The organism is Flavobacteriales bacterium (assembly GCA_016700415.1).
GTDB lineage: Bacteria > Bacteroidota > Bacteroidia > Flavobacteriales_F > PHOS-HE28 > PHOS-HE28.
This window is the reverse complement of the sequence record CP065018.1, coordinates 1-23637: the sequence shown is the minus strand read 5'-3', so window position 1 is coordinate 23637 and position 23637 is coordinate 1. Positions and strand designations below refer to the sequence as shown.

Genomic DNA, 23637 nt, shown 5'->3' with positions numbered 1-23637 from the left:
GTCCGCATCCACCAAATGCACATGGCACACCTGTTTTATATCCGATCCGGTCATTGGCCAGACCGGAAAGATCGGCCTCGTTCTGGCGCGAGACTTCCGCCTCCGGTGGTCTGCGTTCCAGATAGCGGGCTTGCCTGCCGCAGGCATGGTGTCTCGTACCATAGAACGAATACGGCTATGGTGGTTCGGGAGACTTCGTCTCCACTATCCACACACTACGCATGGTCCAACCTCAACATCGCGGGTTCATAGGCCGATGAATAACAGTAACTCTCCGGTCGATCGACGGTCCCTTCCGTCACCGGATTCATCCCTATGTAGTCCATCACACGGCCGATCTCAGCAAGCTTGGTCACCTGCATCGGCTGGTTGTTCTGCTGCCAGAGCTGGAAGGATGCGTTCTGTGGATTTCGGGTCCCGGCCTCTATCACCCGGATGTTCCTTGATCGCCGTATGGATCTTCCCGCTGGTGAACTTCTTCAGGTCGCGCATGATGTCGGACATGGAATAATCCTCCCGGGCAGCTGCCAGCAGATGGACGTGGTTGGTCATGATCACCCATTCATAGAGCAGCAGTCCCTTTCCATTCTGGCAATGCCGAAGGCTTTCCACGATGATGTCCTTGTAGTCAGATCGGGTGAGGACATTGATCCAACCCACTGTCGCGAAGGAGATGAAGTATACCCCGGCCGGGTCATGGAACTTGTATTTGCGGCTCATCCTGCAAGATAAGATTGCCGGACTATCAGCGATCTTTGAAGGGCACGGGAGGACGGCCCGCCGCGCACTTGCCTCCGCTCGCCTAACTCCCGCGCCAGAGTATTGTGTGCGACCCTACACCCCGGTGTACACCACCTTCTTCCCGGTCGACGTAAGGCCCAGCATGGCATCCTTCGAGGAGAACACGGTCTGTAGGTGCGCGAGCTCGGAGCTCGGTCCCTTGGCCTCGTCGATCAAACGGTCGGCGAGGCGCAGTGCGATGGGCGCCTTGCTGGACAGGATCTTCTTGATGCGGGCGATCTCTTCGAGATCGAGGCCGTTCGGCTCGTGGTCCTTGGCCAGCAGTTCATCGACCCCGTGGTTGCCGAAGAGGTCCTCGAGCGACCTCCACTTGGTCGTCAACTCAGGGTCACAGCGATGCGGCAGGGCTTCACGGCCGTCCAACAGATCCGCCATAAGATCGCGGTCGATCACTTGGTCCACCAAGCCGATCTCTTCCGCCTGCGCGGCATCCAGCATGCGGCCGGTGTGAATGAGGTATTTGGCCATGCCCTTCCCTACCCGCGCCACGCTGCGCTGGGTGCCGCCCAAGCCGGGGTAGATACCGATCCCCGTTTCCGGGAACGCGAGCTTTGCACCGGGCAACGCGAGGATCAGGTCGGCGCACAGGGCGAGTTCCAAACCGCCGCCCAAGGTGAGGCCATTGAGGACGGCCACGACCTTCTTCGCCGAGGAGTCGATCCGTGCGAACACTTCCTGGCCGTACTGTGTGAAGCGATCGATCCCTTCCAGATCGCCCTTCTTCATGTGATCGACGAAGAACTTGATGTCGGCACCGGCCATGAAGGCCTTGCCGGAACCGATGAGGAAGATCGTATCGATCGAAGGGTCTTCATCCGCGGCCTTGAACTTCGCGTCCAACTGGCGCACCACGAGTTCGTTCAGCGCATTGCTGTCCTCCGGGCGGTCCAGTTCGATCACCGCGATGTTCTTCTTCTTCTTCCGCAACTTCACGAACTCCATGCTCCAATGCGCAGGGCCGATGGACTTGGGAACGGGAGTGCCGTGTCGCGCAGCCATGGCGGACAAGAGCCTCCGCACTTCTGCCTCGCCGTAGCGCTCCATCAGATCGATCGGGCCCTTGCGCCAGCGTAGACCGATCCGCGCACCGCGGTTGATCTCCACCGCGCCGCAGACCTGCTCATCGAGCAGTTGGGAACAGACAAGGAACACGGTGCCCAGCATGCGTTCCGAGATCAGGCGGGCCTTCGCCTCGTCCGCATCGGCCTCCCCTTCCAGCGTCCAAGGCTGCTTGGCCTCGGCCTGATGCTTCAGGCTATTGCTCACGGCGTACAGGGGGCCGAAGACTTCCAACGTGCGTTGGGCGTGATAAGAAATGGGAACACCGGTGGCGTTCATCAGCGCGAACGGCCCCATGCCGATCCCGAAGGTGCGCATGCACACGGCATCGATGGTGGGGATGTCGGCCACGCCTTCCTCCAGCAGGCGCGATGCCTCGTTGAGCCAGGGGACGAAGTAGCGGTTCACCACGAAGCCGTTAGCATCCTTGCAGGTGATGGCGTCCTTGCCCGAGCGGTCGCAGAAGGCACGCACCGCATCGAACACCTCGGGCGATGTGTGCGCTCCGGGGATGATCTCCACCAAACGGTTCTTCGCCGCATGGTAGAAGTAGTGCAGGCCGATGAAGCGCTCGGGATGCGACGCGAACGTGGCCAGTTCGGTGATCGAGAACGAAGAGGTGTTGGTGGCCAGGATGGTGGTCGGCGGAACAATGCCGTCCAGCGTGCGGAACAATTGTGCTTTCGCATCACGGTCCTCGAAGATGGCTTCCACCACGAGGTCGCAGCCTTTCATATCCTGCAGGTCGGCGGTGCCGGTGATGCGCGCCAAGGCCCCGTTCATGAGCGCTTCGCTGAACACCTTGCGCTCCACGCCTTGGGCCAGCATCGTGCGGATGTGCCCCAGGCCTTTCTCCACGGAAGCTTGGTCGCGGTCGGCCAGCAGGACGGTGAAGCCTTCCTGCGCGAATTTCTGGGCGATGGCCGCACCCATTGTGCCTGCACCGACCACGCCGACGGTCTTGATCGTTCTCATAGCTGGTCTTGATTCAGCGGTTGGTCCACTTCGCCGCACGCTTTTCGATGAAGGCGGTGATGCCCTCGTTGGCGTCGGCGGTGTTCATCAGTTGGTTCACGTAGAGTTGTTCCAGCGTGGGCAGGAAATTGCCGAGCACATGGTTGAATTTCACACGGGCGGCCTTCACCCCGAAGCGCAGGGAGGACGCGCTCTTGGGCAGGATCTGCGCAACGATGAAGGCTTCCACGTGCGCTTCGAGCGCTGCACGGTCCGCAACGACAGCGTTCACCAAGCCGATCGCATGCGCCTCCTGCGCGTCGATGGTGCGCCCGGTGAGCAAGAGGTCAGTGGCGCGCGAGAGGCCGATCTTCTCCGGCAGGATCACCGATGCCGGAGGTGGGAACACGCCAAGCACGATCTCCGGTTGCCCGAGCCGCGCGCTTTGATCCGCGAAAAGGAAGTCGCACATGATGGCCAGCTCCATGCCGCCGCCCAAGCATTGGCCGCTGATTCGTGCGAGGGTCGGTATGGACAAGTCGCGAATGGTGAAGAACAGCGCGTGGAACGAACGCAGCATGGTGGGCGCCATGTCCTTCTGGTGCTCTTCCACACTGGCCCCGAAGGAGAAGTGCTTGCCGCTGCCCTCGAAAGTGATGAGCTTGACATCCGGTTTGTCTTTCAGTCCGTCCAGGATCTGCTGCAAGCTCTCCATCATCACATGGTCGAGCACGTTCCCCTTTCCGTCGTCGAGCACGATCCGCGCTACTGCGCCGCCGTGTTCCATCATCAGTCGTGTCTTCTCCAATTGTTGCGTCGCCATCGTCGGTGTCATCGCTCGTGCTGTTGCATTCTTAGTTCGTTGTGATCATTGCTTCGCCGCTTGGTACTGGGGCGAGATCGCCTGATCCAATTCGTCGTTCCACGGATGCCCTTCTGCGAGCATGCGGCGCAGCTTGATGAAATCGACTTCGCGGTTCTCCTTGGGCCCGTCGTTGAAGGCGCGGAAGCCGGAGCGGGCCTCGGTCATCATGTTCAACGCAAGCCATTCGCGGCTGCTCTCCTTGTTGCGATCCCAACGGTCCAGCTTCACTTTGCGCACCTCGCTGATGGTCTTGTTCATGCAGTTGGGGAAGGTGTGCAGCAGCTTGGCGATGAGCGCGTTCACCGCCGCGTCCAGCATCGAAAGGTCCACTTCGCCCTTGGCCATGATCTCCTTGGCCTTCGCCAATTCATCGCCGCTCTTCATCGTGCCGAAGACGATGCGGCCATGGTCGTCCGTCACGCGGTCCAGGCGCACCAAGGGGTTCGCGATGAACTTGCCGTCCACCTTCAAGGCCGGTGCGATCTCGCAGATCACGCCGTTCCAATAGGCCTGGTGCGCGGTCCACGGTTCGCAGAGGGTGAGCGATACCATCGCCCGTTCGATCCCGGTGAACAACGGCAGGAAGTCCGTGGCACCACCGATAGGCGCGCTGCCGTGCTTGGGACCCGCTTGCCCGAAACGCGCCAAGTCGCTGGAGACGCTGAAATCGCAGGCCATGCCGATCTCCTGCCCGCCGCCGATGCGCATGCCGTTCACGCGGCACACCACAGGTTTCTCGCACATCAGGATCGCCGACACCATGTCGTTGAACAGGCGCATGTACTGCGAATACTCCTGCGGATTGCCCGCGTAGTATTCCGCGTATTCCTTGGTGTTGCCACCGGTGCAGAAGGCTTTGTCCCCCACGGCGGTGAACACCACGGCCACCACGCTGCGGTCGTTGGACGCGGTGCGGAAGGCGAGGATCACCTCCTTCACCGCTGCGGTGGTGTACGAGTTGTACTGCTTCGGATTGTTCAGCATGATCCACGCGTTGAACAAGCCCTTCACGGGGCTGCCATCGCGGTCCAAGCAAGGACGTTTCTCGAAGATGATCTCGGTGAACGTGTGTTCAACGATGTTGTGGCTGTGCAGTGCTTCCATGGTATGCGGAGGGATCCGGTTTCAATTGCTGTGATCGGGCACGAGAACGATGCGCTTCGTGTATTTGTGGGCGAGCGAGTTGCGGAAGACCTCGTTGATCCGCGACAGGGGGACGGCCTCCACGAAGTCGTGGATGTCGAGCTTGCCGCTGGCGATCAGGTCCACCACTTCGGGATAGAGCTCCGGCTTGCAGCCCCAGGTGCCGATCAGTTTGGCATCGAAGGCCATGAGGTTGCTCAGGCGCACTTCGAGCTTGTCCATCGTGAAGCCCACCACGCTAAGTGTGGACGTGTAGGTGATCAGGCTGAAGGCCAACTCCTGACCTGCGGTGGTGCCGGAGTACTCGAAGATCTTCCAGCCCAGTTCCGGTGCGCCTAATTCCACCGCCAGTTCACGGACGCGCGCCTTGATGTCCTTGCCGCTCATCCCTTTGGTGTTGAGGGTGGCATGCACACCGTGCGCCTTCGCCCGCTCCAGCTTGCCGTCGTCGATGTCCAGCGCAAGCACCTTCGCGCCCATAATACCCGCGATCAAGGCGCCGTACACGCCCACGCCGCCCACGCCGATCACGATGGCGAGGTCGCCCGCTTCGAGTTCGCTCTTCCGCACCACTTGGTAGGGCGTGGAGATCGCATCGGCGATCACGGCGAGCGTTTCCAACGGGTACCGTTGCAGCAGATCTTCCGGCAGCACGCAGAGGTAGCGGTGCGGCACAACGACGTGCGATGCGAAGCCGCCGTGCAGGTCGTTGCCGGGCATCAATTGCTTCTGGCACATGTTGCTGCGGCCCTTGCGGCACAGATCGCACTCGCCACAGGGCAGCACGGCGGGCACGATCACGTGGCGGCCTTTGAGGTGAGCGGGTCCTTCCAGCACCGTGCCGCTGATCTCGTGGCCGAGCGTCAATGGCAGTTCCTTTTTCGTGCGGACTCCATCGTTCCAGAAGCCGAGGTCCGTGTGGCACACGCCGCAGCCAGCCACTTTCACCAGCGCCTCATCGGCAGTGATCGCCGGCAGTTCACTTTCCACTCGCGCGAAGTCCGCCTTCAGCGCGGTCATCTGCCATTGTTCCATTGTTGCCATGTGATCAGTGCTCCGTGTTCTCGAAAAGGATGGCGTTGCCCTGCCCACCACCGATGCATGCGGAAGCGATGCCGTAGCGCACCTTGCGCGCCTTCATCTCGCGGGCAAGGGTCAGCGACAAGCGCAGGCCGGTGGCGGCCAGTGGATGGCCCAATGCGATGGCACCACCGTTGACGTTGCAGATCGAACGGTCAAGTCCCAGTTCGCGCTCGCAACCGATGAACTGCGCAGCGAAGGCTTCGTTGATCTCGAACAGGCCGATGTCTGCGAGCTTCAGGCCGGTGAGTTCCAAAAGCAATCGGATGGCGGGCACAGGGCCGAGGCCCATCGTCCGCGGATCGACACCGCTGGTGGTAGATGCCACGATGCGGGCGAGCGGTTGCAGTTTGCGCGCTTGCACATGGTCCGCGCCCGCCACCACGGCGGCAGCAGCACCGTCGACGATGCCGCTCGAGTTGGCCGCTGTCTGTACGCCGTCCTTGTCGAACGTGGGTTGCAGCTTGGCCATGTCCTCCAAGCTGGTCGGCCGGATGTGCTCATCGGTGACAAATCCCTTCACGCCTCGGGGCAGGCCGACCTTGCGCGGCAGCAGGCCCTCGGCCTCAAATACCCTCGCATCGATCGGTACCACTTCCTCCTTGAACCAGCCGCGTTCGGTGGCGGCCACGGCGCGGTCCACGCTGAGCTTTCCGAAGAGGTCCGCTTCCGCACGTGTGATGCTGTGCAGTCGTGCCACATTCTCGGCGGTGTTGCCCATGGGCACGGCGGCGCTGTCGTTGAGCGCCTCCCAGAGCACGTCCTTGAATTCCACGCGGCCCAAGGGATAGCCCATGCGGTTGCCATAAGACACCGTGGGCGCGAGGGACATGTTCTCCGTGCCGCCGCACAGCACCACGCCGGCCTTGCCCAAGGTGATCTGGTCCGCGGCGGCAGTGATCGTCTCGAAGCCCGAGCCGCAGATCCGCTGCACCATCACGGCGGGCACCCCTTGGGAAACGCCGGCGTACAGCCCGATGTGGCGCGGCAGGAAGTAGGCATCGTACGAACTCTGTCCGATGTTCGCCATGATCACCTGATCCACCTCGTCCGGACGGATGCCCGACTTTTCCATGGCTGCGCGGCTGGCGAAAATGGCCAGGTCCGTCGGGGATATCCGGGCGAGCGTGCCGCCCAGTTTGCCGAATGCCGTGCGCGCCCCTTGGACCAGGAACATCCCGTCGTACTGGATGCCGAAGCCCTTCTTTTTATCGTGTATGGCCTTCATGCCCTTTCCTTCTGCTCGTTGTTATCGGCGACCTGCAGTTGTGCATGCTTGCGCGCGTAAAGGGCGGCGCCGAGCGAGACGATGAACTGCGGATGGTCCGGGATCACCACCTCCTGCCCGAAGCGTTCGGAGAGGATGGTCTTGAAATACGGGTGATAGGCGATGACGCCGCCGACCAAATAGATCGGGAGGTCAGGCTCCATACGGATCTTGTAGATGCGGTTGGCCACGCTGAGGTAAATGCCCTTGGCGATGTCCTCCACGGGCATCTCCGCGAAGATCCAGCCCATGATCTCGGTCTTCGCGAAGACGGTGCAGAAGCTATTGAGCTCCTTCATCGCCTCGGACCGGCCGGCCAGTTCGCTCATCTGCCGCAGGTCGATCTCGGCGCGTTCCGCCACTTCGGTGATGAACGCGCCGGTGCCCGCCGCGCATTTGTTGTTCATGTAGAAGTCCTCCACCTTGCCGCCGTCGCCCGCGCGGATCAGCTTGATGTCCTCCGCGCCGATGTCCACGATGTTCTTGCGTCCCGGGTACAGGGAGTCGATCGCGAACGCCGCGCAGCTCACCTCGGTCTTCGTGCTCTGGGCGTTCGGGAAATGCTCGCGGCCGTAGCCCGATGCGCAGATCCCTTCCACGGTATAGCGGCTCTCGATGTCCTTGAGCGTGTTCTGCACGGCGTTCTTGTCGCGGTTCAGCGTGCGCAGCAGTTCGCGGTACACCACTTCACCGGCCTCATCGATCACGCTGATCTTGGTGTAGTAGGAACCGATGTCGACCCCCACGTAATGCGCGCCGGCATTGGTCTCCTTGATCGCGCCGGTGCCTTCTATGGCGAACATGCCCGCGAGGGTCAAGGGTTCCGGCGCATCCAGAGCGCCCCCCTTCTTCGTGTGCGACTGCACCATGTTGGTGAAGAGCAGGTTGAGCGGCGTACGCACGTAATGCTTGCGGCCGTACTTCACGAACTGCCCGTTGAAGTGGTCGATCTCGGTCTGGTTGTTCTTCATCATGTCCACCGCCAACGAGGGGAAGTGGTTGCCGGCCTTCCGCAGGTAGCGCATGCACAGCTTGACGAAGTTGTCGCCGAAGCGGATGTCCTCCGCCTTGGCCACTTGCACGCTCTCCGTGATCACCTGCTCGATGATCTCCGCCATGCCCGGCTGCTCCATGGCCTCGCGGATGGTGAGGCGCGAAATGCCGCAGAGCGCGCTGAGCGAGGAATTCAGGATCGTCTTCTCCCACACCTTGTCCACGAGGGAGAACGAGTCGACGACCACGGTGTCCAGATGGACGCTGGTGAGCGTTGCGGCGAAGCGCTGCGCGAAGGCTTCCTGGGAATCATCCACGGAAGCGATGAAGTTCGGCGCGTTGAAGAAGGTGACGTTGACCGCGTTGGGCCGCGCCAGGTTGCCGGCGAAGTTGAGCACCATGCGGAAGGTGTGCTGCTCGCCGAACTCGTCGATAACGGGCTCCTCCACATCGATGCCGTTCTGCGCGCAGATGATGTGCGGCTTGTCCCCTCCCGCCGCGATCAGCTCATCGATCACCGCGCGGGTGTGGTAGACCTTGATGGCGAGGATGATGACGTCCGGCCGCTGCAAAGCGAGCTCGGTCACCGTATCGAAAGCCTCGTCCGGCATCACCTGCTTGGCCATCTTCCCCTCCAGGTGAAGGCCCTCCTTCCGGATCAGTTCCACGCGCTCCTTGTTGCGGTCGCAGACGGTGACGTGGCAGCCGGCCTCCTTCAGGTGGACGGCCAGTATCTGCCCCACCGGCCCCATGCCGATCACGCCCACCCGCAAGGTCCCGTTGTGCTCTTCCATGGTGATCAAGTGAGTTGTTCGATGAAGGCCTCGATCTTGGTGTGGCTTTGGCCTTCGCTGTAGAACCGCAGGTCGCAGAGGTCGCCTTCCAGCACCAGCGTCTCCACGCCGGCCTCTTTCTTCAGGCGTTGCGGCATGCCGAAGCGCGCGTTGGAGTTGTTGTGGCAGGTCTTGGCGTCGTGGAAGATCACGCCGTGGATCCCGAAGTCCTTCACCATGCGGCCGAGGATGGCGGTCTTCGCCTTCTCGCTGCGGTTGATGAAGATCTCCGTGTAGGCCAGCGCGCTGGAGGTGAATGGATCACGCTCATCGAAGGCGTCGAACACCCAGCTGTTGCAATAGGTGGAGGCCACCACCGCCGCCTGGTTCTTGGCGAAGAGGTCGCTGAGCGAACGGAGCTTGCCCCAGATCGGCATGCCGTCCCAATAGATGCGGCAGGCCTCGCGGGGGATGGCGCCCTCGCCCTTGGCCACCATGCCCTGCAGCTCCTTCAGCAGCAGCGCGTAGTAGTCCTTCGCCTCCTGCGTGCCGCGCAGCACCACGATCGGGCCCATGTGTATAGTGGCATCGAAGAAGAGCATCGGTGCCGGGCTGTTCACCGCGGTGGCCAGTGCTTCCTTCCACAGGTCCGTGGCCTCCCGGCTGAGCCGGAGCGTCTCGCGGAAGCGGTCGATGTCGAAGCGGTTGCCACTGATCTTCTCGCACAGCGGCAACATGTCCTTGAACTGCGAGACGACGTCCGCCACATGGGCCGATGTCACCTCGTCCACGTGTCGCGGCGGGGTGATGCCGAAGACGGGCACGTCGTATTCCTTGGCGAAGAAGCCGAACCAGTCCTGCACTTCGCGACACTGGTTGGTGTTGTACACGATCAGGTCGGGGCGCGGCACCTCCTTCAATCCGTAATGCTTCTTCAAGGGCGTTTCGCCGCTGAGGTGCGCACCGATATCACTGGTGAGGTAGGAACAGATGTCGCCGGCGTATCCCTCCTTCACGGCAGCGGGGATGTAGTCGCCCGCCGTCCGCGTGGCGCCGAGCAGGGCGCCGTGGTTCTCCGGAAAATACACCTCGAAGCCGAAGGACCGGAGCAATTCCGCGGGGCCCACGCTGGTACACCAGGCCACCGGCTTCTTGATGCCCTGGAAGTACGCGCCCATCAGGCGCTTCAATTCGTTGGTGGACTCTATCGTACGCATGTCACGCGATCTTTCTTCCCACGGTGTTGATCTCGTCGAGCTTGATGATGAAGACCTCCTCGTCCAGCGGATTGTCGGCGCCGTAGAGGTTTTCCAAGTGTGCGCGGTAGGCCTCCACTACTTTGCGCGGCGCCACCTTCATGCTCGGCGTAAGGGTGTTGTTGGCCAGGGACAGTTCATCGTCGATGATCATGGCGGCTTTGATCTTGGCGAACTTCTGGCCGATGCCGCAGTTGGCGTCGTGCAGGCAACCTCGCAGGCAGTTGCTCAATTCGTCCAAGCTGCGCGGGCAGAAGCAGCCTTCCATCGGACTGACCGAGTAATCGGGATGGTCCAGTTGCTTCTTGTTCGGGAAAAGCAGCGCGATGGGATATTCCTGCCCGCTGCCCACCACCATGGCGAAAGAGATGTAATGGCACTTGAACTCGATCAGCTTCTCAAGGTCGGAGGGGATGACCTTCTCGCCGTTGCTGAGTTTGAAGATGCGGTCCTTGCGCGTGATCAGCTTCAGTCCGTCCGGCGTGGCCTCGCCGATGTCGCCCGTGTGGAAGAAGCCGTCGTCGGTGAAAAGCCCGGCGTTGGCCTCGTCGTTCTTGTAGTATCCGCACATCACGTTGGGGCCTTTCACCAGCACCTCGCCGTCCTCGGCAAAGCGGATGGTGACGCCGGGGATCGGGTTGCCCACCACGCCGGTGGTGCGCTTCCGCACCGGATCCGTCAACGTGCAGCAGGGCGAGGTCTCCGTAAGGCCCCAGCCCTCCACCACCGGGACGCCGCGTCGCTCGAATTCCTCGGAGAGCTTTTGCGGAAGCGCCGCCGCCGCCGTGAAGATGAATTTCAGCCCGGCGTGGAAGAAGATGCGATCGACCTCCGGGTCCTGCCGCGTGAGTTCCACCAGGCTCTGGTACACTTTGGGTACGCTGAAGAAGACCGTGGGCCTGACCAACTTCCAGTTCTCCATGATCTCCTTCGCGTCCTTGCCGTAGCTGGATTCCAAGTAGAGGGTGGCGCCGGAGCGCAACGCCGTGAAGAGCTCGAAGATGCCGCCGAAGCTGTGGTGCCACGGCAGGTAGCTGAGGAAGCGGTCGCCCGGGCCGAGGTCCCAGAGCATCCCCAAGGCCGCCTGTTGGGAAAGGATGTTGCGATGGCTCAGCTGCACGCACTTCGGTGTGCCCATCGTGCCCGAGGTGTACATGTTCAGGCACAGTGCGTCCGGGTCGGCGTTGGGTTCGAGCACGTCGGCGCCATTGGCCGGAGGCGCCAGCAGTTCGCTGAATGCGACCAGGTTCTTCCGCTCCGGGTGCTTGACGCGATCGAAACAGAACACATGCTCCAAGGGCAGTTCCGGATCAAGCCGCTCCAGTTGCAGTTCGCCGGCCACGGCGAGGAAGCGGGCATCACTATGCTGGATCAGCAGCTCCGCGGTCTCTTGGTGGAAGAAGGCGAAAATGGGCACGGCGATACCGCCCGAGGCCATCACGGCCAGTTGGAGCCGCAGCATCTCGGAACGGTTCGGCGAGAAGATCACCAGCTTCTCCCCCGGCTTGAACCCGTAACGCGTGCGCAGGTTGTGAGCGATCGAGCGTACGTCGGCGAAAAGCGCTTTCCACGTGATGCCTTCATACACGCCGTCGCGCTTTTCACAGTACACCTGCCGATCACCAAAAAGATGCGCGTTCATCTCCAGCAACGTGGCCACGTTGGGGATCAATGCACCGGGGGGTAGTTCGGGTCCGCTGAGTTGCATCGTTTATCGGTTTGGTTACATCACTTGTGCTTCTGCGGTGTGCCTTGGGTGGAAGGGTCATCGCCCGACCATACAGTTCCGTATCATCCGGCCTGCATCGCGCGTTGGGCCTCCTTTTCGCGGAGCTTGGCGTCGCGGTACCCGCCCCAAAGGCAGGCACCGATGGCCCCGGCATAGATCGCGTCGGGATGGGTGCGCACCTCGAAGCCCTTGCTGCTTTCGGCCAAGGCCTCGTTGATGGCCTGGATCATGCCTTTGTTGAGCGCCATGCCGCCGGTGAGCACGATGGGCGAAACGGCTTTCAAGGAGCTCATCAGCTTGATGATGCGCGAGGCGATGCTGATGTGGATGCCCTTGATGATGTCCGGCGTGGAGATGCCGCGTGACACCATGTTGATCACGTCCGTCTCGGCCAGCACCGCGCAGATGCCGGAACTGACCTCGGGCTGGGTGCTCGTCAAGGAGACGTCGCCCACTTCCTCGATGCTCAGGCCCAAGTAGCGCGAGATGTTCTCCAGGAACTGACCGGATCCCGATGCGCATTGCCCGGTCATCTTGTAGTCCTCCACGCGGGCCTCGGTGGTGATCCGCACTGCGCGGACATAGAGCGCGCCGAGGTCCACTACGGTGCGGGCCTCCGGGAAGAAGAAGTTACCGCCGCGCGCATGGGTGGTCATGCCGTAGAAGTGGCCGCGCTTGCGCTTCACCATGTCCCCTTCGCCCGTGCTGGCCAAGTAGGCGATGTCCTCGTACTTGAGTTTGTTGCGATCCAGCATCGACTGCACCATTTCATCCCCCAGCGCCGACGGGTCACGTTTGCGGATCTTCTCGGTGCGCTTGTCCATTATCTCGGGTTCCCCGTCGTAGCCCATGAGCACCAACTTGATGAAGTTGCTGCCCACGTCGATCCCCATGGTGTATGTGCTGTGCTCCATTGTTCCGTTCTATGCTGTTCGCAGTTGAAGTTCCATTTTCCGTTCCGTGCAATTCACTTTGCGCTCCTTCAGGTAGTCCATCACGCCATCGAAACAAGCGTCCTCCGCACCGACTACCTCCGGCGGGCTGATCCCCTTTTGCGTGAACGTGCCTTGCAGCACCAGTTCAGCGACCGCCGTGCAGGAGTATCCCGTGCAGCGCGCCATCGAGCTGGTTCCGCTTTCGCGGTCGAAATGATCGAGCAGGTCGTAGGTAATGGTCCCCTTCCTGTTCTTCAGCGTCACGCGCATCACGGTGAGGTCCTCGTCCTGCGGCTTCATCTTCCACCGAGGGAAGAGCAGGGCGCTTGTGAGTTTCAAGGGAGATACGTTCTTCCCGTCCACGTCAATTGGTTCCGCGGAGAAGAGGCCGGTGGCGCGGTACACCTTCATCAGTTCCGCATGCCCCGGATAGCGCAGCGTGCGCTCCACCATGTTCGGCACCTTGGGCATGCTGGTGAGCAGGGTGCGGAGGCCATCGGTGTTGAAGGCTTCCAAGCGGCCCACGCCTTCCATGTCGATCGCTTCGATCCCGCTCAATGCTTCACGCACCACGTTCTGTCCGTCCTCCCGCATGTGTACCGAACGGGTGTACTCCTCAATGACATCAGCAGGGGAGAAGACGGCCTTGTAGCCGAAGGGCCATTCGGGTTTGCGCGGAAGTCCGCCCACTAAGCATTCGTAATGAGTGAGCGGGCTCTTCCGGTGATGATGACCGGCGATGATGTTGCACAGACCGGGCGCCACGCCGCAGTCCACCACGGCGGTGACGTTCTTCTCACGGGCCAGTGCGTCCAATGCCAGCGCGTCCTCCGGGAAGAACGAAATGTCCACCACGTCGCGCCCGGCTTCGATCACCGTGCGCAACGTTGCGAAGCCCAAGGCCCCTGGCACCGCGCCGATCACCAGGTCGAAGGGCAACACCGCCTCGGCCAAAGCGCGGTGGTCGGTGATGTCCAGAACGAGCGCGGTGATGGGATGCTGACGTGTGAGTTCCTCGAGCGCTTCAGGGCTTCGGTCGGCGCTGGTGACGGCATGCCTGCGGCACAGATCGATGGCGATCGCCTTTCCGATCAGGCCGGCACCCAGGACCAATACCTTCTTCTCGCTCATCTTGTGTTACGCGACTTTCGCGCTCGTCTTCTTTTGGCCGGGCAGTTCCGCCTTCACGTTGCGCCGGGCGAACATGGCGCCGCCGAGCGCGCCCATGAAGATGGAATCGGTGTGGATGTTGATCTTGATCCCTCGCCGTAGTTCTCGCGCACCAGCTGGCCGAGGTACTTGATCACGGCCTGGTTGCGGGCGACGCCGCCGGTGAAGGTGAACTCGTTGAACACGCCGCCGAGCGGGCGATCAGGGACATGGCGCGCATGATGATCGCCTTGCAGGCCGCCGAGGATGTCCTCGCGTTTCTCGCCGAGGTTGGTCAGCTCGCGCAGTTCGGCCCCCGCGAACACCGTGCAGGTGCTGCAGATGGTCACCTCCTTCTCGGCCTTCAGGGCCAGCGGCCCCAGCTCGTTCAGCGAGATGCTCATTTCATCGGCGATGTACCCCAAGTAGCGCCCGCAGCCCGCGGCGCAGCGGTCGTTCATCTGGAAGCTGGTCACCAGCCCGTACTGGTCCACCTGGATGGCCTTGGTGTCCTGTCCGCCGATGTCCAGCACGGTGCGCGTGTCCGGGAACACGGCATGCGCGCCGAAGGCATGGCAGAGGATCTCCGAGCGGATACAGTCCTCCGGGAAGGGCAGCAGCGCGCGGCCGTAACCGGTGCCGGTCATGTTGGCGATGTGGAACTCCAGGCCGGCCACTTCATCGATGCGGTCGCGCAGGGAATCGGCCACGGCACCGAACTGTCCTTTCAGCACGTACATCTCTTGATCGAAAGCGGGGCCGTCCGCGATGGGCGTCCCTTGCGGCTCGTCCGGCAGGCTGGCGTACTTCTCCTTCAGCAGCTCCATGGCCTCGTGTACCAGGGTCTTGAAGTCGAACTTCACCACCTCGTTCTCCGCCGGGGTGATGCTCTTGTCCCAAAGGGTCATCAGCGGCTCAAAGAGATCGGGGCAAGCTGGTTCACCTGTTCGTTGTACTTCTCCGAGACGATGTCACGGAAGAACTGGTTCTTCGAGCCCAGGTCGTTGTACAGGTAGTCGTGCTTGATCTTCGGCTTGAAGGCCCGGCGGATGGAGCGCAGGTGGCTCAGGAACTCCTGCTGTGTCTCTTCCTCCGTGAAATACTCGCTGCAGGTCTTCACCAGTTCATCGCCCAATTTGTCCAGGCGCACCTTGAACTGTTCGTAGCGGAACACGTTCTCCAGGTCGTTGATGTACTTGCGGTAGGCGGGCTTTGCGGTGAGCTCGGCCTCGAGGTTCTTCTTCAGCACGGAGAAGCGGGCGTCGTAGACCGCCTCGTCGCGTGCGATGTCCGCCGCCACCGAATAGTTCGCGCGGGTGTTGGTGATGCCCCTTCCGATGATCTCATCCTTGTCGTTGATGATGATCGCTTTGGAGGTGGTGGACCCGAGGTCGACGCCGAGATAGTACTTGCTCATGGCCGGTGATCTATTGTTGCTCGTGGATTTCAGGCTTGTTCAGTGGTGGCTTCCTGGGCCAGGATGGTCTTGCGCTGGGCCAGCATCTGGAAGTAGGACTCCAAACGGTTCTTGATGTTGGCGTAGCTGAAGTAGCGCGGGTCCACCAGGTCGCTCTCGATGAAGCCCACCGGGATGCTGCAGCGCTTCTCGATCTCGCGCATCATCAGCAGCTGGCCCGCGGAGAACGAGTTGCAGCTCTTGATGGAGTTGATCAGGAAGCCGTCCGCCTTGTATTCCTTGATGTATTTCTCCAGCAGGTCCACGCGCTGGGGCAGGCTCAGGTTGGTGTAGCAGCCCATGCAGTAGCGGCCGAGGCTCTCGATGGGGTTCTTCGGATCGTGGCGGAAACCCCTGATCACACGCCGCCGACCTTCGTGTAGGTGGAGGCCACGAATCACCGCGCCCATGTCGTAGAAGATCTTCCAGAACTCCCGGAAGTTGGTCCAGTTCGGCGGCCCTTCCACCACCAAGCGGAAGCGCTCCTCCTTCATTTCCCCTTCCGGCGTGATGGGGAACAGACCTTGTTCCTTGCGGGCCAGCGATCTCGTCGTGCAGTTCCTGATAGTATTCCAAGGCGCGCTCGCTGCCGCGGAAAGCGGTGAACAACGGGCCCATGTAGTAGACACCGGCGAAGTAGGAGTCGATCGGCGAGGGCACGTTCTTGGCCGACTCGAGCACCTTCACCCACAGGTCCTCCGCCTTGAGGGAATCCTCCAGCATCTCGAAAGGCGCGCAACGGTCCAGCTTCTTTTAAGCGACCTTCTCCATCTTGGATCACCCTCCTCCTCCAGCTGCTTCACCATGTAGGCCACTCTTGTCGTCGGTGATGCGCCCGTCCTCCTGGTAGGGCGTGTGCAGCATGGCGATCTCCACGCCGGGGTAGAGGCGCTCGAGGTTTCGAACCACTTCATGAAGGTGAAGCAGCCGGTAGCTCAGCAGCAGCAGGTCGGGCTCCGGCAGTTTTCGCCGGTGGGCCCGATGTTCCCGTTGAGCATCATGCCGATGTCGCACTTCACGTACGTGCAGACGTCCTCGCTGAAACCCGCCTTCTGCGCGTCCTGATGTAGCTTACGGACTTCTTCCGCATGCCGGACTGCGGGGCGTTGATTCCCGGTATACCGGGAGCATGTCCATGGCCGTGATCAGTTCCGTGGGGTCCCCCGGCACGAAGGTGTGGACCACCCTTGCGGCCTTTTCCTTGGCGGTGCTCATCCGTGAAGAGCTCGGCGAGCATCTCCTTCTGGATGAGCATGCTCTTTTCCTTGATAGCTTCGGGATCGCCTGTGCCATGGGGTGCTGGTGTTATGGGATTGTGCTTGTGCGTTGGTGGGTCAGACCCAGAGCTTGATGGAATCGGAGAACGCCACCTGTTCCCCGATGTCTTGAACTGGCCGGTTAACTGTGAACTGGAAGTTGATGTGGGCCACGCCTTCCGCGTCGCAGGCCTTTTGCGGCTCGGGGCGTCCCAGCAGGGCGGGGGTCGCAGAAGCTGGCCGCGCAGAAGATTTCACGCCGTCGGCCTCGCCCGGCGCCGCACCAGCTTTATCAAGCGCGCGCCCTTGGGGTTTCCCACGTCGTACACTTATGGAAGAGGCCGGGCTCTTCGTGAGGAAGGCAGTGACGATGGCGCCCAGGGAGTCCGCCGTGTTCTCGTCCACGTCGCCCTGCGTCCAGCGCGAGCCGAGCATCAGGTCGTCGTCCACGATGTAGCAATCACCATCTCGATGGACTTCAGCATGCCGATGGGCGGTTGCTCGCAGAAGGAACTTGGCCATGACCACGCGGATGCCAGTCCATCGGCTCGCCGTGGTCCTGCTTGACCAACGGTGAAGCACCTCTTCGAGGATGACGTTGTGGTCCTCCACCGGCATCGCCAGCCCGGCGCGCAGGATGTATTAGGTATCGACGGCGGAGGCGCCACCGGGTATTTCCTGGATGTCGTAGGTCTTCTCGATCATCCGCCGGTTGCGTGAGTTGTACAGCCCGGTCGCATGGGCCGCTCGGGCGTGATCTCCTCCCGTTCAGCTTGAACATGTCCTGTTGGACCGTCTGGATCAGCTCGCGGGAGAGAAGGTGCGCCCTTGATGCTCGGTGAAGTTCTGCGGATAGTCGAAGTAGCGGGTGAACTTCCCTTCTTCGCCAGCTTGAACATGCCGGAGAGGTTGCGGACGCAATCGCAAATCGGGGGAAGAGGAAACCGAAGCCCACGAGGTTGCTGTCCAGCGCCATCTCGATGACCCCGCGCGGCAGGTGGCAGATGTAGGATTGGTAGTAGGCATCGCCCTTGATGAAGTCTCGCTTGCGGTCGCCCGCGCCCGCTTATGCCCACCGGCAGCGCGTTGGCCGCGTGCAGCACCTCACGCGGGATGAGATCGGCAGGTAGCCGACGAGCAGGCGGTCCGGCGCCGCTTCCCGCCACTGCTGGCACGTTTGAATTCCGAGATCGAAGGCGACCTCTTCGCATTCCGCCAGGATCGCTCCAAGGCGCGCGCGGGGTTTCGGGTCAATTGTTCGGCCATTCGCAGTGGTGTTGTGTCCTGTCGAAGGGACGCAGTCATTGCGGGCTCAGGTAGATCAACTCTCAACCAACAATATGGATTTATATCATAATATTTTTCAACACCTGCTCCGACATTGCCGATCTGTGTCAGAACTTGCATCGGCACCGGCAACATGCACATCCGGCAGGAACGCTTTCCCAAAAAGAACCCCGCCATACTGAGCAAGTGCCACCATCCCGCAGACATCACAGGCCATGAAGCAGCGCCCAAGCACGATGCGGGCTGCGTGGTGCTGTCCGCCGGGCGCTCCGGCGGATGGCGCGCACAAGGCGCTGCTGCCCTTCCCGGGTGTTGGCACCCATATGTCCCACATCAATTGATTCACCCCTGGCCTCCTCGGACCTTTGCACCTTGGCGCTGGTGGTGGCAACCGACGATCCCCACGGAACTGTATGAAGGTATCCCCCGGCGTGCGTATCGTACGCAACCCAGACCGATTCCCCGGCGTGCCCATTCCCTGCGCTTGGGGCTGGCGGCGCTTCCCCGCCCGCTATTGCTTCGTCCAGAACATCGACAACCCGTTCGTGGAGCCGAGCTGATCGGCGCACCTCTACGCCGCACGCGAAGAAGCACCGTACATCACACCGAGCAGACAGCGTTTGGTGGCCATCCGGTGCTCATCGGTCGTCCGCTCATCGAACTCGTTCAGGCCGACGAAGCACGGACACGCCGCTCAACCTGCTCTTCTCCGGGTCCGCACGGCATCGCGTACCCACCGCCGATCCTTGCGTGTCTCGCCGAACATCAATACGCCGGAGGAGCACTCCCGGCACTACACCTGACCGGCCCCATCATGCTCTGCTGATGGACCCGAATACCAGCACCATCCGGTGCGGGACGGGAAGGAGGCCGCGGCCCTGTGCATCATCGTCTCCACGGGTGATCCACGCCCCGGCGAGTGGGTGCAAAGATGCTTGTGGTGGCCTCTGTGGGAGTATCCATGGCACCATCGGCGGTGGGAGTTGGAACGCTCGGTCATCCAGCAGGCCTTGATGTCATCCGCACCGGCGTAACCTCCTGGGACGTGCCACGACCTTGGTGCAACACTAACGGCATGTCGTGGGGGCAAGCGTGGACATCCTTGAGCATCGAGCCGGTGGGATGAAGAAGAACAGTTTACATTTTCGGCGCGTGCCATACGGGAACGGCCTTGCCCAATCTCGCCCATCGGACAGGTTTCTGAGGTCTTTGTGGATGACCGCAAGGACCAGTTCAGGGACTTCGACCGATACTTGATCAATCAACTGCCGGTCGCACGACCAGTCAGCTGCCCAGCCTTTCGATGAACGCAGCTACATCGCCATCATGACCTACAGCCATCCGATGGACCGGCGGCATATCTTCGCCTTTCCGCCTGAAGAAGTCCTTCGCCTACTCCGGGCATCATCGGTGGTCAGCGCAAGGTGGAAATGACGGAAGATGTTCCAAGAGGGCGGCATCGCCACCCGGTGGAGGAACTGGCGCGGGTGGATGCCCATGGGCATCGACATCGGCGCGGAAGCGGGGCCGGAGGTGAGTATCGTCGTGAGTATCCTCGCCGAATCGATCCGCGTGAAAACAGTATTGCATCATGAGCAACGGACCCATTGCCATCGCTCACCGGCGCCGCCAAGGGCATCGGGCGCGCCATCACCGGGCAGCTCGTGGCGGAGGGCCACTACGTGGTCGCCGTGGAGATCGACCACGTTTTGCAGGGCGAAGCACACGAACGGATTCGGCAAGGACAGGTCACCTTCATCGCCGTGGACATCCGGCAGGAGGAGGCCGTGTGACCCGTTTCGAGCAGGTGATGGCCTTCGCGGGAAAGGTGGATGCCGTGGTGAATAACGCGTGATCATCCGCGACCGGCCGACCTGGAAAATGACGCTGGAGGATTTCGCAAGCGGTGCTGGACGTGAAACCGTGCAGGGCACTGGTCGATGTGCCGCGAGCCGCTATCCGCATGCGTTCACCAGAAGTCCGGGGCCTAATCGTGAACATCTCTTCCCGCGCCCGGTTCGGCATCCCGGCCAGAGCAACGACGCCGGCCCTCCAAGTCTGCAGGTGGTGGCGCTCACCCGCGTGCTCGCGCTGGAGTTCGCCCTTCCAACGTGCGCGTGAACGCCGTGGCACCCTGGCCCGGGACCGATACGCCGCTCACCTAAAGCCTCGAACCCGAAGTGCTCTAACGCCGATCGTCGCGCAACCCATACGCCCCATGGGCCAGCCGGTGATGAAACGGAGCACACTGTCGCCTCCCTTCTTGCTTTCCGACAAGGCCCGCTTCATCACCGGGCAGACTTCTATGCGGACGGCGGCAAAGCATCGGCGCCGGAATCTGACCACGAACGAACACCCCACGATGACGACCCTCCGCTCACTTCATCTCACTACTAACCGCTCGCATCCTGGGAACAGCCCGGTTCACTAACAATGGCAGGAACACTACGTGCTGGTGGGTCCGCATGAAATGCTTTCGGAAGCGATCCGGACGAAGGTCGGGCTGACGTTGTCCAAGACGGTTGCTCGCAGGGCAGCTGCGGCGCTTCCGCACCGCGCCAGGTGGACGGCGAACCGGTACTCAACTGCATCACGCCCGCCATGCGTTTCGACGGTGCCGCCAACACCACCGTCGAGGGGCTATCCACCAACGCGGAACTGCACCGTCTGCAATAGAAATTGTGGAGGCGGGCGCCGTCCAATGGCTTCTGCACGCCCGGCATGGTGCCCACCGCGCTGGACCATGGGCCTGCAAGCGATTGACCGACGTGGAGGGACTCGGCGAGGCGCTTTCCGGGAACGTGCAGCCGCCGCACCGGCTACAAGAAGACCATCGAGGCCGTGGCCGAATACGCCAAGAGCAGCAGGAGGACGCCGTTCCGCCTCACCGGCGCCCGACTGGCATGGTGGGCACGGGCCGCTCCTTCATCGAGGCGGCTCGCAAGGCGACAGGCATCGCCGACTCGCCGGATGACTTTCCCCGGCGAAGAACGCCCCTGCAAGTAGTTCTTCCAGCCCGCATCCTCAGCGTACATCCTTGGTGGCATCGATACCGCCGAGGTGATGCGTCTGCCGGCGTGCAATACGTCGCCACAGGCACCGAGCTTGTCCATCCCTTCGGCGTGCAGATTGATTTCGCAGGACGAGACCCCGCTACGGCGCTGTGGAAGACTCGCATACATCGGCGATTGCCGCGGCCGGTCGCGGGGGATTCGGAGACTATCGCTTTCGGCTGGCTCGCGCCCCGATCCAGGTGTTCATACCGCCCCATCGTGTCCTCCTCACCATGGACGAGCCCAGCGGATGTTGGGGCGGAGGAGGTAGATCCACGCCATACACGCGCCATGGCAATAACGCATAAGAGTCGATCCCCGGCTTCGGCGACTGTGCCCGGATTGAAGGACGCCGATGTGGTGAGCGCGATGACCTTCAGTATGGAGTGGAACTACGGGTCTACTCGAGCTGCATGCCGCCAACGCGTTCTGGGACGAGAACGGACACTGATTGATCACCACCCCACGCAGTCACCCACTACCTGCACCCGCGCCTTGGCGAAGCTCTGGAGTGCCGCTGCACCGGGCGCGATCAAGCCGCGGGTCGGCGGTGGCTTTCGGCGGCAAGAGCCTGATCCCTTCCTGCACGAGAGATCATCAGTCTCGCACATCGCACGGGCGCACAGGGCGTCCTGGTCCGCGTCCGCCTGAGCCGGGAGGAGGGCTTCTCACCAACCACGGTCGGCATCCTTCGCGGATGACCATCCAACTAGGTGAATAACGATGGGTACTGAAGGCGCTCGATGCCAACATCACCGAAACGGCGGTGCGTACGGCAGTTTCGGCGTGGTGACCAGCTATTGCAACGGGCGCTGTTGCAGGCCCCGTACAAGCTCGGATAACTTCGGCCTCACCACCCACCGCGTGTGGCGTCAACAAACCGCAGAGGGCAGCTTAAGGCGCGGCCAGCGGCGCGGTGAATCCGCGCTTCGCCGTGGAATCGCTCGTCGACGATATCGCGCACCGTAACGGTACGGACCCGGTGGAGATGCGCATGAAGAACTTCGAGCCGCACACCTCACCGTCGGTGAATACTGCATCACTTCCAACGGCAGCCGCGACTCGATCCAGAGCGTGGCGCAGCGGTCGGTGGAGTGAACGCCACGGAAACCGCCCTACGGACATGGGCCGGGCGGGTCGTATTTTTTCATCAGCGGAAGCGCATTGCCGCCATCATCCGCAACGGTCTGCCGCAAAGCACCGTCCACCTGCTGGATTTCGATGGCTGCGTACCGACTACCCGGTGCCAACGACATCGGACAGTGGGCAGCGATAAGATGCCTGGCGATCGTGGTGGGCGAGGTGCTCGGCCTCAGATACGGGAGCACCTCTTCGTGCTCGGCGCCGACACGCTCTCACGCCTGTGGACCCGCAGCTATTCCAGCCGGGTGACCTTCATGGCGGGAACGCCGCTAAGGACGCGGCGGAGCAGTTGCGCTGTGACGCCTTCGGAGGCGGTGTCGCGCCGCCAGCGGCATCGCCGCGGGAGGAACTGAATTTCGACCACGCGCGCGTCCGCAGCAACGAGCCGCCCGTTGACCTTCCGTGGATCGGGAAGCCGGTAGACCCGATTACCGCCGGAAGGGGCGCCGTGAACTACAGCGGCAAGTATATCAGCCCGAAGCTTGACGGCGATTTCAAAGGTAGCGGCGCGGGCCTCAGCCCGTCCTTATTCCTTCGGTGCCCGCGCCGTGGAAGTGATTCGCCGACCGCGCATCGGGCCGCGTGGAAGCATCCTCGACGTCTGGGGCGTGCGCAATGACCGCGGGAAAGGCCCCGAACCCGCCTGCGTTGTGGAAGGCCAGCCTGAAGGCTCCTGGCACACGGGCATCGGGCCGTGCCATGAGCGATGAGGAGATGCGCTACCACGAAGGCTTGTCGATCAACAACAACTTCCCCGATTAGCAAGATGCCCACCCCGTTGACACGCCGGAACTTGCATACTGCCAACACCGTGATGAACCAACTGGAAGGGGCCCGTTCGGCGCGAAGGGATCAGGCGAGGCGCCTTGCATCCCATCCCCGCCAATGCCAACGCCATATCCGGCGACGCGTGGCGGCATCCCGCCGCAACCGCCCATCCGCCCCGAACGCGTGCTGCAGCTGATGAAGGAGAAGAAAAAGAACAAGAGGTCGTACCTGACGTCATGCTGCGCAAATAGAATGAACCACGGATACATATCATCCACACATCGGATGGCCTGACCATGGGACAGCGGCCATGGACCAACTGGCGAGGCCGGTACGTTCAGTATCCGTGTTCATCCGTGTCCATCCGTGGTTCGTCATAAGACGGATGATGCGCCTTGGGCGCATCATCCGCGATAGCACTGGCAATTCCCCTTATCCGAGCAACCACATCACCGCAGAGCGCATCTTCCTGTAAAACCACGGACCGCAGCGTAGCCGTGGCCATGGCTTCAGGTGGAACACGCGGACGACTTCGCTCTCGCTTTACGGCACCGACGTCCTGGTGAATTCCTTCCAAGGCACCGGGATGGCACCCCTGCCCGTCGACCTCTACGGGCACGCCGCGCTGAAGGAAGTGACAAACGAAAGGCGACCATCTGCGCATCGGCCC

At 62.0% G+C, this 23637-nt stretch carries 21 protein-coding genes; 5 read left to right on the top strand and 16 right to left on the bottom strand.

Translation table 11 applies throughout. From position 1 onward, the window contains the following. Window positions 1–339 precede the first annotated feature (339 nt). The 14 genes from IPP95_00105 to IPP95_00040 all read right to left on the bottom strand — a co-directional run bounded on the left by IPP95_00105 (window position 340) and on the right by IPP95_00040 (window position 16089). On the bottom strand, window positions 340–720 hold the full coding sequence (locus IPP95_00105; GenBank protein ID QQS72675.1) for a transposase: 381 nt from the start codon (window positions 718–720) through the stop codon (window positions 340–342). Window positions 721–834: 114 nt separating this feature from the next. After that, a complete protein-coding gene (locus IPP95_00100) occupies window positions 835–2835 on the bottom strand; it encodes a 3-hydroxyacyl-CoA dehydrogenase/enoyl-CoA hydratase family protein (GenBank protein QQS72674.1) in 2001 nt (666 codons plus the stop codon). A gap of 13 nt (window positions 2836–2848) precedes the next feature. Further along, on the bottom strand, window positions 2849–3649 hold the full coding sequence (locus IPP95_00095; GenBank protein QQS72673.1) for an enoyl-CoA hydratase/isomerase family protein: 801 nt from the start codon (window positions 3647–3649) through the stop codon (window positions 2849–2851). 33 nt (window positions 3650–3682) lie between these two features. After that, on the bottom strand, window positions 3683–4783 hold the full coding sequence (oah, locus tag IPP95_00090) for a 6-oxocyclohex-1-ene-1-carbonyl-CoA hydratase (protein ID QQS72672.1): 1101 nt from the start codon (window positions 4781–4783) through the stop codon (window positions 3683–3685). Window positions 4784–4804: 21 nt separating this feature from the next. Next, on the bottom strand, window positions 4805–5866 hold the full coding sequence (gene had / locus IPP95_00085) for a 6-hydroxycyclohex-1-ene-1-carbonyl-CoA dehydrogenase (GenBank protein ID QQS72671.1): 1062 nt from the start codon (window positions 5864–5866) through the stop codon (window positions 4805–4807). Window positions 5867–5870: 4 nt separating this feature from the next. Next, entirely contained in the window at window positions 5871–7130 is a 1260-nt protein-coding gene (locus IPP95_00080; GenBank protein QQS72670.1) for a thiolase family protein, read from the bottom strand. Further along, entirely contained in the window at window positions 7127–8956 is a 1830-nt protein-coding gene (locus IPP95_00075) for a 2-dehydropantoate 2-reductase (protein QQS72669.1), read from the bottom strand. The genes IPP95_00080 and IPP95_00075 overlap by 4 nt, the downstream gene beginning before the upstream one ends. A gap of 5 nt (window positions 8957–8961) precedes the next feature. After that, window positions 8962–10152, bottom strand: coding sequence for a 2-hydroxyacyl-CoA dehydratase (locus IPP95_00070; GenBank protein ID QQS72668.1), 1191 nt, complete (start codon window positions 10150–10152; stop codon window positions 8962–8964). 1 nt (window position 10153) lies between these two features. Continuing rightward, window positions 10154–11899, bottom strand: coding sequence for an AMP-binding protein (locus IPP95_00065; GenBank protein QQS72667.1), 1746 nt, complete (start codon window positions 11897–11899; stop codon window positions 10154–10156). 83 nt (window positions 11900–11982) lie between these two features. Beyond that, complete coding sequence (bcrD, locus tag IPP95_00060) at window positions 11983–12834, bottom strand: benzoyl-CoA reductase subunit D (protein ID QQS72666.1); 852 nt, start codon at window positions 12832–12834, stop codon at window positions 11983–11985. Between the two features lie 9 nt (window positions 12835–12843). Beyond that, complete coding sequence (locus IPP95_00055) at window positions 12844–13986, bottom strand: saccharopine dehydrogenase NADP-binding domain-containing protein (protein QQS72665.1); 1143 nt, start codon at window positions 13984–13986, stop codon at window positions 12844–12846. Window positions 13987–14039: 53 nt separating this feature from the next. After that, window positions 14040–14912: a hypothetical protein gene (locus tag IPP95_00050; GenBank protein QQS72664.1), complete on the bottom strand. Its 873-nt coding sequence runs from the start codon at window positions 14910–14912 to the stop codon at window positions 14040–14042. After that, entirely contained in the window at window positions 14912–15421 is a 510-nt protein-coding gene (locus tag IPP95_00045) for a hypothetical protein (GenBank protein QQS72663.1), read from the bottom strand. Before IPP95_00045 ends, IPP95_00050 begins: the two co-directional genes overlap by 1 nt. A 29-nt stretch (window positions 15422–15450) precedes the next feature. Continuing rightward, on the bottom strand, window positions 15451–16089 hold the full coding sequence (locus IPP95_00040; GenBank protein ID QQS72662.1) for a 2-hydroxyacyl-CoA dehydratase: 639 nt from the start codon (window positions 16087–16089) through the stop codon (window positions 15451–15453). 283 nt (window positions 16090–16372) lie between these two features. Here IPP95_00040 and IPP95_00035 point away from each other — a divergent pair, with 283 nt between their 5' ends. Further along, window positions 16373–16525 carry a hypothetical protein gene (locus tag IPP95_00035; protein ID QQS72661.1) on the top strand — a complete coding sequence of 51 codons (153 nt, stop codon included), beginning with the start codon at window positions 16373–16375 and terminating at the stop codon, window positions 16523–16525. Between the two features lie 6 nt (window positions 16526–16531). Here IPP95_00035 and IPP95_00030 read toward each other — a convergent pair whose 3' ends face one another. Together IPP95_00030 and IPP95_00025 are read right to left on the bottom strand one after the other, a co-directional pair. Beyond that, window positions 16532–16675 carry a hypothetical protein gene (locus tag IPP95_00030; GenBank protein ID QQS72660.1) on the bottom strand — a complete coding sequence of 48 codons (144 nt, stop codon included), beginning with the start codon at window positions 16673–16675 and terminating at the stop codon, window positions 16532–16534. 119 nt (window positions 16676–16794) lie between these two features. Further along, a complete protein-coding gene (locus IPP95_00025) occupies window positions 16795–17238 on the bottom strand; it encodes a hypothetical protein (GenBank protein ID QQS72659.1) in 444 nt (147 codons plus the stop codon). 1178 nt (window positions 17239–18416) lie between these two features. On the opposite strand from IPP95_00025, the gene IPP95_00020 reads away from it, so the two are divergent. The 4 genes from IPP95_00020 (at window position 18417) to IPP95_00005 (ending at window position 22961) form a co-directional block, all read left to right on the top strand. Beyond that, window positions 18417–18563, top strand: coding sequence for a hypothetical protein (locus tag IPP95_00020; GenBank protein ID QQS72658.1), 147 nt, complete (start codon window positions 18417–18419; stop codon window positions 18561–18563). 1047 nt (window positions 18564–19610) lie between these two features. Continuing rightward, window positions 19611–19796 carry an SDR family NAD(P)-dependent oxidoreductase gene (locus IPP95_00015; protein ID QQS72657.1) on the top strand — a complete coding sequence of 62 codons (186 nt, stop codon included), beginning with the start codon at window positions 19611–19613 and terminating at the stop codon, window positions 19794–19796. 2194 nt (window positions 19797–21990) lie between these two features. Beyond that, on the top strand, window positions 21991–22332 hold the full coding sequence (locus IPP95_00010; protein ID QQS72656.1) for a hypothetical protein: 342 nt from the start codon (window positions 21991–21993) through the stop codon (window positions 22330–22332). 482 nt (window positions 22333–22814) lie between these two features. Next, window positions 22815–22961 (top strand): hypothetical protein, encoded by a 147-nt coding sequence (locus tag IPP95_00005; protein ID QQS72655.1) that lies wholly within the window; start codon window positions 22815–22817, stop codon window positions 22959–22961. Window positions 22962–23637: the final 676 nt, after the last annotated feature.